Below are 8,669 nucleotides of genomic sequence, written 5' to 3' on the forward strand. Positions count from 1 at the left end.
GCTGACACGAAGCGAACAGGACGTCCGGGTTGGGATGCCCTGTGGCGGGGTTGGGCGCGCCTACAACAACGCATTGAGGGCTATCACCTTGCCCAAGAAATGATGCCAAAGATGTGATCAAGAGACAGGCGCAGGCAGGGGCCCAGTGCCTTTGCTTTGGCTTTTGATGCGCTTTCGCCTGGCCGCTAAAGAAAGTGCAAAAGCGATGGGGCGCTGGGCCCCTGCCTGCGCTGGGGCGACGGTGGATTGTGGTGCGGGGTTGCTGGTGCTGGATCGCTATCTGGACGGAATCGTCAGATAACCAAGCTCAAAAGCGGTGGGGCGTGGGCTCTTGCCTGAGCCGCTATTCAGCTGTTGAGAACCTCAGGGACGACGGCTAGGTCGCCAGTTCAGCATTGCCTTGATACTGGCTTCTAGCTTTTTGATTTCAGCGACAGATCGTGGGTCTTCTCGAAGAGCAGGTAGGTCGAGATGATGTACTTGTCGTTCGAGATCGGTGGCATGCCGGCGTGCTGGTACATCCAGAATGGCGGGAACATCAACAAGCGTCCCGCGCGTGGCTGCACAGCGAAATCGAGATCGGTGAAACGGGTCTCGCCGCCTTCGGCGACATCGTTGAGATACCAGAGAAATACCATGTATCGATCGGATTTTTCGTAGATCGCATCGAAGTGGGGCTGAAATCCGTCACCCTGACTCGCGGTATAACGCTTGAAGCCGAGATCGGCCATCCGGTTTGAAGGGGGAACCGACAAGCCAAGGCCTACATCGGCGTTGTAGCGAGCCAGATACTCATCCATCTGGGTGATGAAGAATCCTTTCATCGCCTCATCGGCGTACTGGCTCATGTTGATTTCTGTCCACTTGCTGCCTTCCAGCCCGGAGCGCACGCCGCGCCCATTTTCCACATGGGCCTCGGTCATCTGCTCGAAACCATCGATCAAGCCCTTGCAGAATTCCGCCGGTAGAGCGGCGTCGTACCAGCGCACGTAATGACTCAGCGCGCTCAAGGGCAGCGCAGTGACTTGATTTGATTCAGGCGTCATAACCCCAATGCTCCAGAACAGGTGTCAGTGTCGGCAATATCGGTTGCAGATATTCCCGGTAGCGTTTCCATCGCCCTTCGGCGTCGGTATTCAAGCCCTCGACGACTTGAGAGTAGCTTGGCGTAGCGATGAATCCGCGTGCTTCGGCATGCTTGCTGAACTCATGCATGGCCGAGACATCTTCAAGTCCGAGGAAGTCCCCGATCTTGCGCAGTTGCGTATCCGGATCGGAAATCAGCTCTTCATAGCGACTGAAGAGAATGTTGTCCGGAAAAAACTTTGCATCGCTGATCCAGCGCTCGGTCAGACGTACGTAGAGATCGGCAAGTCGTTGCAGGCTGGAGCATTCCGCAGCAAGTCGCGGATCGCGGAAATCCTGCATGTAGCTGCTCAGCAAGGAATCACAGGGGTGGCGCTGACAGAAGATGAGCGGCGCCTGCGGAAAGACAAAGCGGATCAATGGCAAGGCAAGAAAATTGAGTGGGTGCTTGTCGACCAGGCGCACGCCTGGTTCGAGCTTGATGGTATTTGCGACTTCCTTGAAATAGATCTCGCGCAGGGTCGCGCGGTCGGCTTCACCGAGATTCGCCAGTCCACCGGGATAGGCAATACCACGCGCGTCGAGATGGGCAAGCATGCGCTGGACCATGGGCTGCTCGTCGGTCGATGCGAACGCCTCATGTGCGTCGAGCATCTGCTCCAGCAAGGTGGTGCCTGAACGTGGAAATCCGACAACAAAAACAGGTGATTCGCGATCAGGCTCAGCCTTGCCGACTTCCCAGGTCGGCGGACCCGCAAACCTCTTGCCAGGATCGAGCAACGACAACAGTCCTGTTTCAGGGAGTCCGCTCTGCTCGATTGTTGATGCATCAACGCTGCTGTGCGCCATCGCAAACGCTTCCATGGCCGCCTCGGTTTCACCGAGGTGATCGCAAGCGCGCGCCAGGCCGAAACACAAGGGGCGGCGGTAGCGTTGCGGCAAATCCAGGGCGAGCGCGTCGCTATAGTATTTGCGCGCGGCAGCATGATCTTTCAGTCGTGCTGCGATGAGGCCCAGGGCCTGCAAGGTTTCCATGCGCGCCTGCAAATCGGCAATCTGGGCCGGATCGGTGATGGTTCGGGTCAGCATCAGCGCTTCATCGATCTGATTCACGCGCTCGAGGGCGAGCACGCGGCGCGCGAATGCGCGCATGCGCAAACCCGTATCCTGGAATTCACCGGAAAGGATGGCGTGCCCACCCTTGTGGTCACCCAACTGGATCAACAGCCAGCCCAACTCGACGCGCGATTCTTCCGATGTTGGCGGCCAGGTTGACCAATCGTGGATCAGCATTCTCGCTGTCTCGTCATCCGAACTTGCCTGACAGGCGACAGCGGCCCATATGCGCATGCCGGGCTCTGAGCCAGGCAAGGTGCAGGCCTTGCACAGGTAGGTTCGCGCCTGACGGAAGTTGCCGAGATTCAATTGCAACAATCCGAGATTGGCCAGCAGTCGCGGGCTCTGCGGATTCAGTTGCAAGGCCTTTTCATAGGCCTCACCGGCAGACTCCAACTCGCCTTGCAGGCGCTGGACGTTGCCCAGATTGTTCCAGTGCTGCCAGCGATTGGGGTGTTCACTGGTCAGCTCGAGCAGCAGCTTCTTGGAAACGTTGAGATCACCGGCATTCTGCTCGCTCACCGCAAGCAGGGAGCGCACACCTTCATCACGCGGAAACGTTTGCGCAAGTTCCCGTGACATGCGCAACGCGTCGGCATGCCGATCGTTGTTCATTGCCTGGACTATCTCATTGACTAGTTGCTGCATTGTTTTTCCCGAGCGGTTGGCCGCTTATTCAGATGAGGTCGATCCGAGCATGTTCAACGCATGCTGGCCCGGCGTGATTCGATGGATCGTGTGACAACGCGCCATCAACCGGCTGCCTGGCAATGGGTTTTCGCGCGCTCCTCACGTTTCGTAGCCCCAGCGTTTCATGGCGGGCTGCAAGAGCGGAAGGACCGGCTCCAGGTGCTCCCTATAGCGCTGCCAGCGACCAACCGCCTTCTTGTTCAACGGCTGCACGACTTGCGAATAGCTCGGCGTACTGATGAAACCCTTGGCCAGTGCGTGTTCACGATATCCATGCAAGGCGCTCGCATCATCCAGATGCAAGTGTTCCGCCACCCGTGTTGCCTGAGTCGGCATGTCATCGAGAAGGTCTTCGTAGCGCAGATCGAGAATGGCTGCATCAAACAGGCTTGCATGGGTCACCCAGAAATTCATCGCGTCGGCATAGCCACGAGCCAGACGCTCGAATGACGAACACAGGATCTGATAGGCCGGCGCATGGAAGCATTGCATGTAATTGCTGAGCAGGACATCGCAAGGATGTCGCAGGGCAAGAATGATGCGCGCGTTCGGAAACAGGCGATGGATCAGAGGCAAACGCAGGATATTGAGCGGGTTCTTGTCGACCAGGCGTTCGCCCCGCCCGAGCTTGAGAACGCCGTCGACACATTTCCAGTAGACGCTGCGCAGTTCTTCAATCGCGGCGGCATCGAGCTTGTCCAGATCATCCGGATAGTTGAGGTCAGCCATCGACTGCATGTGGGTGATTACGTTCTGCAGGAAGGCGCGCTCATCCATCGAACGGATTCCCGGGTGCGCTTCAATCATCTGTTCAAGCAGCGTGGTTCCGGAGCGCGGAAAGCCGACGATGAAAATCGGCGATGCCATGATGTCGGGTGCGGCGGGATCGGCCTGCCATTTTTGGTAAGACGCTTCGCTTACCGGATACTCGACAATATTCAACGGATTCGAGTCGGGTTCGAGCATCTTCGGCATCAATCGTCCGGCATGCTCAAGTTGAACCCGATGTCCCCGGCGCAGCGTTTCCATCGCCTGAGTCGTGTCACCGATACTGTCATAGGCCTTGGCCAGGGCGAACAGTGAGGCAGCGCTGTTGATGGTTTCCGGCTCGCCGGCCAAGGCACCCAGATAGAGCGGTATGGCCTCGTTGTAGCGCCCACGACGTGAAGCCAGAGTCGCACGAACGGCTTGTTCCTCGCGAATGTCGATCTCCGATATTCTGGCTTCGGCGAGCAGCGCTTCGGCCTCATCGAGGCGATTTACGCGTTCCATCAGGGCCGCGAGACGCAGTGTCGCGACACTTTCGGCTTCCGGGTGACTCAGCAAGGCGCGAAGGCGACGCTCGGCTTCATCAAGTCGATCGATCTGAATCAGGTTTGCGCCGAGCTCGGCTTCCAGCGTGGTGCCGAGGAAGGGCCAGTTCTCGCAACCCTCCAGAAGCTTCTGTGCGGATTCCGTATCTGCGCATTTGACGCAAGCCGGTGCACCGTAGATGCGTGGCTCCGGCATCCCGGGGTCGATCCGCCATGCCTTGAGCATCAATTCCCGGGTCTCGACCGCGTCACCACGCTGCCATCGTAGCGAACCCAGATCGGCGAGAGCACCAGCGTCATTCGGCCTCAACTGCAATCCCTGACGATAAGCGTCCTCGGCCCCATCAAGGTCCACGGTTTCGCGCAATGCCGAACCGAGGTTGAAATAGTGCGTAGGTTCCTCTGGCTCGCGCTCGATCAGATCGTGATAGACGACTGCGGCATCAAGCGGACGCTTGAGCATGGCCAGTGCGACCCCGAGCAGAACACGTGCATGGTTGTCCGCCGGGTGATCGGCCATTCGTTCCCTGGCCCGTGATTCGGCAAGAGACAGATCATTCGCTTGCAAAGCAGCGACAATGGATTCGATGGTCGTGGACATTTTAGCCTTGTTCACGCATTGAGCCTGGAGGGTTTGCCAATCTGGACGCTTGCTGGCGTCTGTGCAACATCGGCCGGCACACTCAAGTGACTGATGTCGTACAGCCTGACCACTCTACCCCTTTGCTGCATGCGCGTTGATCTGAGCGAACGCTCAATCGCAAAAGCGCAACGAGCGTGCCGGAGCCCGTGCGATCCGCGAGTTGCGGATAGCGACCGGGCAATGGTCAGTCAAGGTGACATCGAATCGCCTTGATTCAAGTCATCGCAAGCAAAAAAAAACCGCGCGGCTTGCACCGCGCGGTTCAATTGGAACGGTTTCCGTCAGATTAGAACTTGACGGTTGCGTTTGCCCAGTAGTAACGGCCAATCGTGTCGTAGGTACGGACGTCGGTGTTGGCGTTGGTTACGTTGTTCTGGTAGTACAGCGGCGGCTGCTTGTCAAACGCATTGTCGATACCGATCTGGAACTGCGTATTGATTGCTTCAGCCGTGTAGCCGAACTGGAAGTTGTGGTAAGCGACGCCACCGATCGGCAGATCGTTACCGTTGCCACCGTCGCCATTGGTCACGCGAGTGTTACCCACCCAACGTACACGCCAGCCAGCCTGGAACGGACCCATGTTCCAGTCGAGGCTACCAACACCGCGGATGCGCGGGAAGTTACCGAACTGGTTCGAGAAGGTACCGGCAACCGAAGTGCGCTGGTCGAGGACCTGGTTGTCATACTCCTGGATGTAGGTGGCGTTGAGGCCAACCGCGAAGCGGCCGATGCTGCGACCAAACGCGTCAAACTCGGGAATACGGTAGTTGATACCGAGATCGAAACCCGAGGTATCCAGACGACCGAGGTTGACCGTCGGCTCGAGGATATTGTTGACGTTGCCGTTTTCCAGACGCGAAATGAACGGGCAGAACTGGCTGTTCGGATTGTTGTAGCACAGGTCAACAACGGTCTGCGCCGAGATACCGGAAATGACGTCTTTCAGGTAAATGCGATAGTAGTCAACGCTGACCGAGAAGCCGTCAATGAAGCCCGGGTTGTAGACCGCACCGAAGTCAAAGCTCTTGCCGCTTTCCGGCTTGAGCGAGAATCCGGCCGCCACTGCGCCCGAAACGATGCCGTTGACCTGGCTGTTCGGCTCCGGCGGAATACCGGTTGCAGGAATGTTCGTTGCACCGGTGCTTGGACCGCACGCCGCGATACCTTGTGCCTGACCCGTCATGTAGCCCTGGCAGGGATCGTTGAGGGTTGGCGCATCGCTGCCCGCACCTGCAAACAATTCGCTGATACCAGGAGCACGGAACACCTCGGAGACCGTGCCGCGCAGCAGCAAGTCTTCGATCGGACGCCATTCGATGGCGATCTTCGAGTTGGTTGTGTTGCCGGCCAGGTTGAACTTCGAGTAGCGGGTACCGAGAGTCAAGTTCAAGCTGTTTGCGAAGGGCATGTCCTTGAGAATCGGAACAAATGCCTCAGCGTAGATTTCCTTCGTGGTCAGATTGCCCGAAAGCTCCGAAGTACACGCTGTACCAAGATCGCAGGTTCCGGTAGCCGGATTCAGGATGATGGTCGAGTCAGCGAGGAAGTTCGAGTAGTCCTTGCGATACAGCATGCCGACTGCGAGGCTGACAACACCGGCCGGCAGATCGAACACTTCGCCGTTGGCATTGGCCGTCACTTCACGCGAGGTGGCGAGGAAGTTCTGGAACGGGTTGGAACCCGCTGCCGTGAGCAGTTGCACCGAGGTCGGGTCATCCTGCACGAAGATGTTGAGCGGCACGCAGCCCGCGATTGCGGTGCTGGCGTCGCCTGGCGTACCTACGCAGGTCGGAACGCCGCCAACCAGCATTGATGGCCCAAGCGAATCGGCCAACTGCGGGAAGTTCAGATAGCCCGTGGTGTACTGATCCTGGGTGAGATGGCCGTAGTTGGCATTCAAATCCCAGCGCCACGAGGTATCACCGAAGTTGCCGCGGAAACCGCCCATCAACTGCGACGTCTGTGTATCGAACTGGCTGACGCGTTGTCCGACGCCGGTCAGACGAACGAGCAGACGGTTGCCACCACCCGGTGTTCCCGGCGGCGCAAAGTCAACGCCGAACGGGTTGTACAGGCTGTCGGCCGAAACGGAAACGTTGTTGCCGAAGTTGTCAAACGGATACGGCGCGATCAGCGATGACGACGAAGTACGGTTGATGAAGGTCTTGAAATAGGCTTCGACATTGTCGGTCAGCTTGTAGTTACCCAACGCAAAGATGTTGGTACGCTCCTGCGGAACCAGGATGACGTTGAGCGGCTGGTAGTTGTACGCATCACTACCGCCAAAGCAACGGTAGTCATCCAGCGATGTACCCGATGCGCCAGTAATGCGCGTGATCGAGCCGCAGCCACCGTAGTAGTCCTGCAGGTTGATGCCATCGGCATTCGGCGTATTCGGAATGAAGATACGGCCAGTCGGGGTACGGCTCGAACCACCTTCGTAGACGTTGCCGCCATACAGATAGAGAGCGTTGACCGAGAAGTCGCGCTTGGCGGCGCTGACGGCGTCGGTCTTGTTGTAGTTGACACCGGCAACGACACTGCCGCGATCGGTGGACTGACCGAAGGTGAACGAACCACCCTGGCGCTGGCCATCGTCCCGATCGGAAATGCCGTAATCAGCGCTGAACTCAGCACCCTGATAGTCACGACGCATGATGAAGTTGACAACACCGGCGATGGCGTCAGAACCGTAGGTCGACGAGGCGCCGTTAAGCAGGACTTCGATGCGCTCGACCACGTTGGCCGGGATCGCGTTGATGTCGTTGTTGATGATGCGCTGACCGTCGACCAGGATCAGGGTACGACCCGAGCCGAGACCACGCAGCGAAACCGAGGAAGCACCGGTACCACCACCGTTGTTGACCTGCGGGTTGGTCGCGGCACCAGCGATGGACGGCAGTTCCTGGATCAGGTCACCGACCGTGAGCTTGCCGCTCTTGGTGATCTGGGCGCGATCGATCGTGATGATCGGGTTCGAAGTTTCAATATCGACGCGGCGGATGTTTGATCCGGTTACGACGATCGTGTCAAGGCGTTCGCTGGTTGTATCGGCATCGTTCTGCGCGAAGGCAGTTACGGAGCTCAAACCGACGACAGCCGTGGTACCCGCATAAAGCGCGAGTCGCACAGCTTTCAGAAGCTCGTTGTTCGTTAATCTCATTACGCTCTCCAACGTTTTTAGAGTGGTGTCACTGGTGACGCGGAATCGGGACATGGCACAGGCAAGGAACTGATTGGCGTCCGTTCCTTGCTTGCAATTTAGCCGGAAACAGCCCCTTTGGGCCGTCGGCAGTAGCGAGATACTAACAACATTCTCACGCTATGGGAATCCCTGAGCAGGGGTTTAACATTCGCCGTTGGAGCAGGCAAAACGCTCGGGAAAACAGCGATTTATCTCGTTCAAGCCGCTATTTTCAGGATCCGAGCGTGTAAAAATTGCTGGTTTTGGATGCCGATACCAGGCAATTCCGATCGGGTCGCGGTTTGCAATTGGATCTGTGCCGACCAGTACACACCCGTCAGGCCCGGAGACGCGCGCTGCTATCGGTGGCGCAATGCTGGTGTTGGCTGACACACCCGTCAGGCCCGGAGACGCGCAATTGGAAGGGAGCCACGCTCGCCGCAGCGGTAGGCAGCAACCCTTGCATTCGCCAACCCACCTCTCGTCGCCCCTGCGAAGGCACTGTCTCTTGATCACATCTTTCTTGCGCTTTAGTCTGTAACTCCATGATTTACATGCCAACAGAGGGCGTAGTCATGGTGAGCAACGAATGGAAGTGGTCAGAAGAGATCTTTGGGTCGTGCGCTTTGGGCGATGT

General features: G+C 57.9%; 4 protein-coding genes. All 4 read right to left on the reverse strand.

What is annotated here, in order from left to right:
• Positions 1 to 413 precede the first annotated feature (413 nt).
• The 4 genes from VFN25_RS02105 to VFN25_RS02120 all read right to left on the reverse strand — a co-directional run bounded on the left by VFN25_RS02105 (position 414) and on the right by VFN25_RS02120 (position 8,011).
• Positions 414 to 1,046 carry a 2OG-Fe(II) oxygenase gene (locus tag VFN25_RS02105; RefSeq protein ID WP_325138311.1) on the reverse strand — a complete coding sequence of 211 codons (633 nt, stop codon included), beginning with the start codon at positions 1,044 to 1,046 and terminating at the stop codon, positions 414 to 416.
• Positions 1,036 to 2,850, reverse strand: coding sequence for a tetratricopeptide repeat-containing sulfotransferase family protein (locus VFN25_RS02110; RefSeq protein ID WP_325138313.1), 1,815 nt, complete (start codon positions 2,848 to 2,850; stop codon positions 1,036 to 1,038). Before VFN25_RS02110 ends, VFN25_RS02105 begins: the two co-directional genes overlap by 11 nt.
• A 141-nt stretch (positions 2,851 to 2,991) precedes the next feature.
• A complete protein-coding gene (locus VFN25_RS02115) occupies positions 2,992 to 4,806 on the reverse strand; it encodes a tetratricopeptide repeat-containing sulfotransferase family protein (protein ID WP_325138315.1) in 1,815 nt (604 codons plus the stop codon).
• A 328-nt stretch (positions 4,807 to 5,134) separates the two neighbouring features.
• Positions 5,135 to 8,011: a TonB-dependent receptor plug domain-containing protein gene (locus VFN25_RS02120; protein WP_325138318.1), complete on the reverse strand. Its 2,877-nt coding sequence runs from the start codon at positions 8,009 to 8,011 to the stop codon at positions 5,135 to 5,137.
• Positions 8,012 to 8,669 lie beyond the last annotated feature (658 nt).

Source organism: Dokdonella sp., from assembly GCF_035703485.1.
In the GTDB taxonomy this organism is placed as follows: Bacteria; Pseudomonadota; Gammaproteobacteria; order Xanthomonadales; family Rhodanobacteraceae; genus Dokdonella.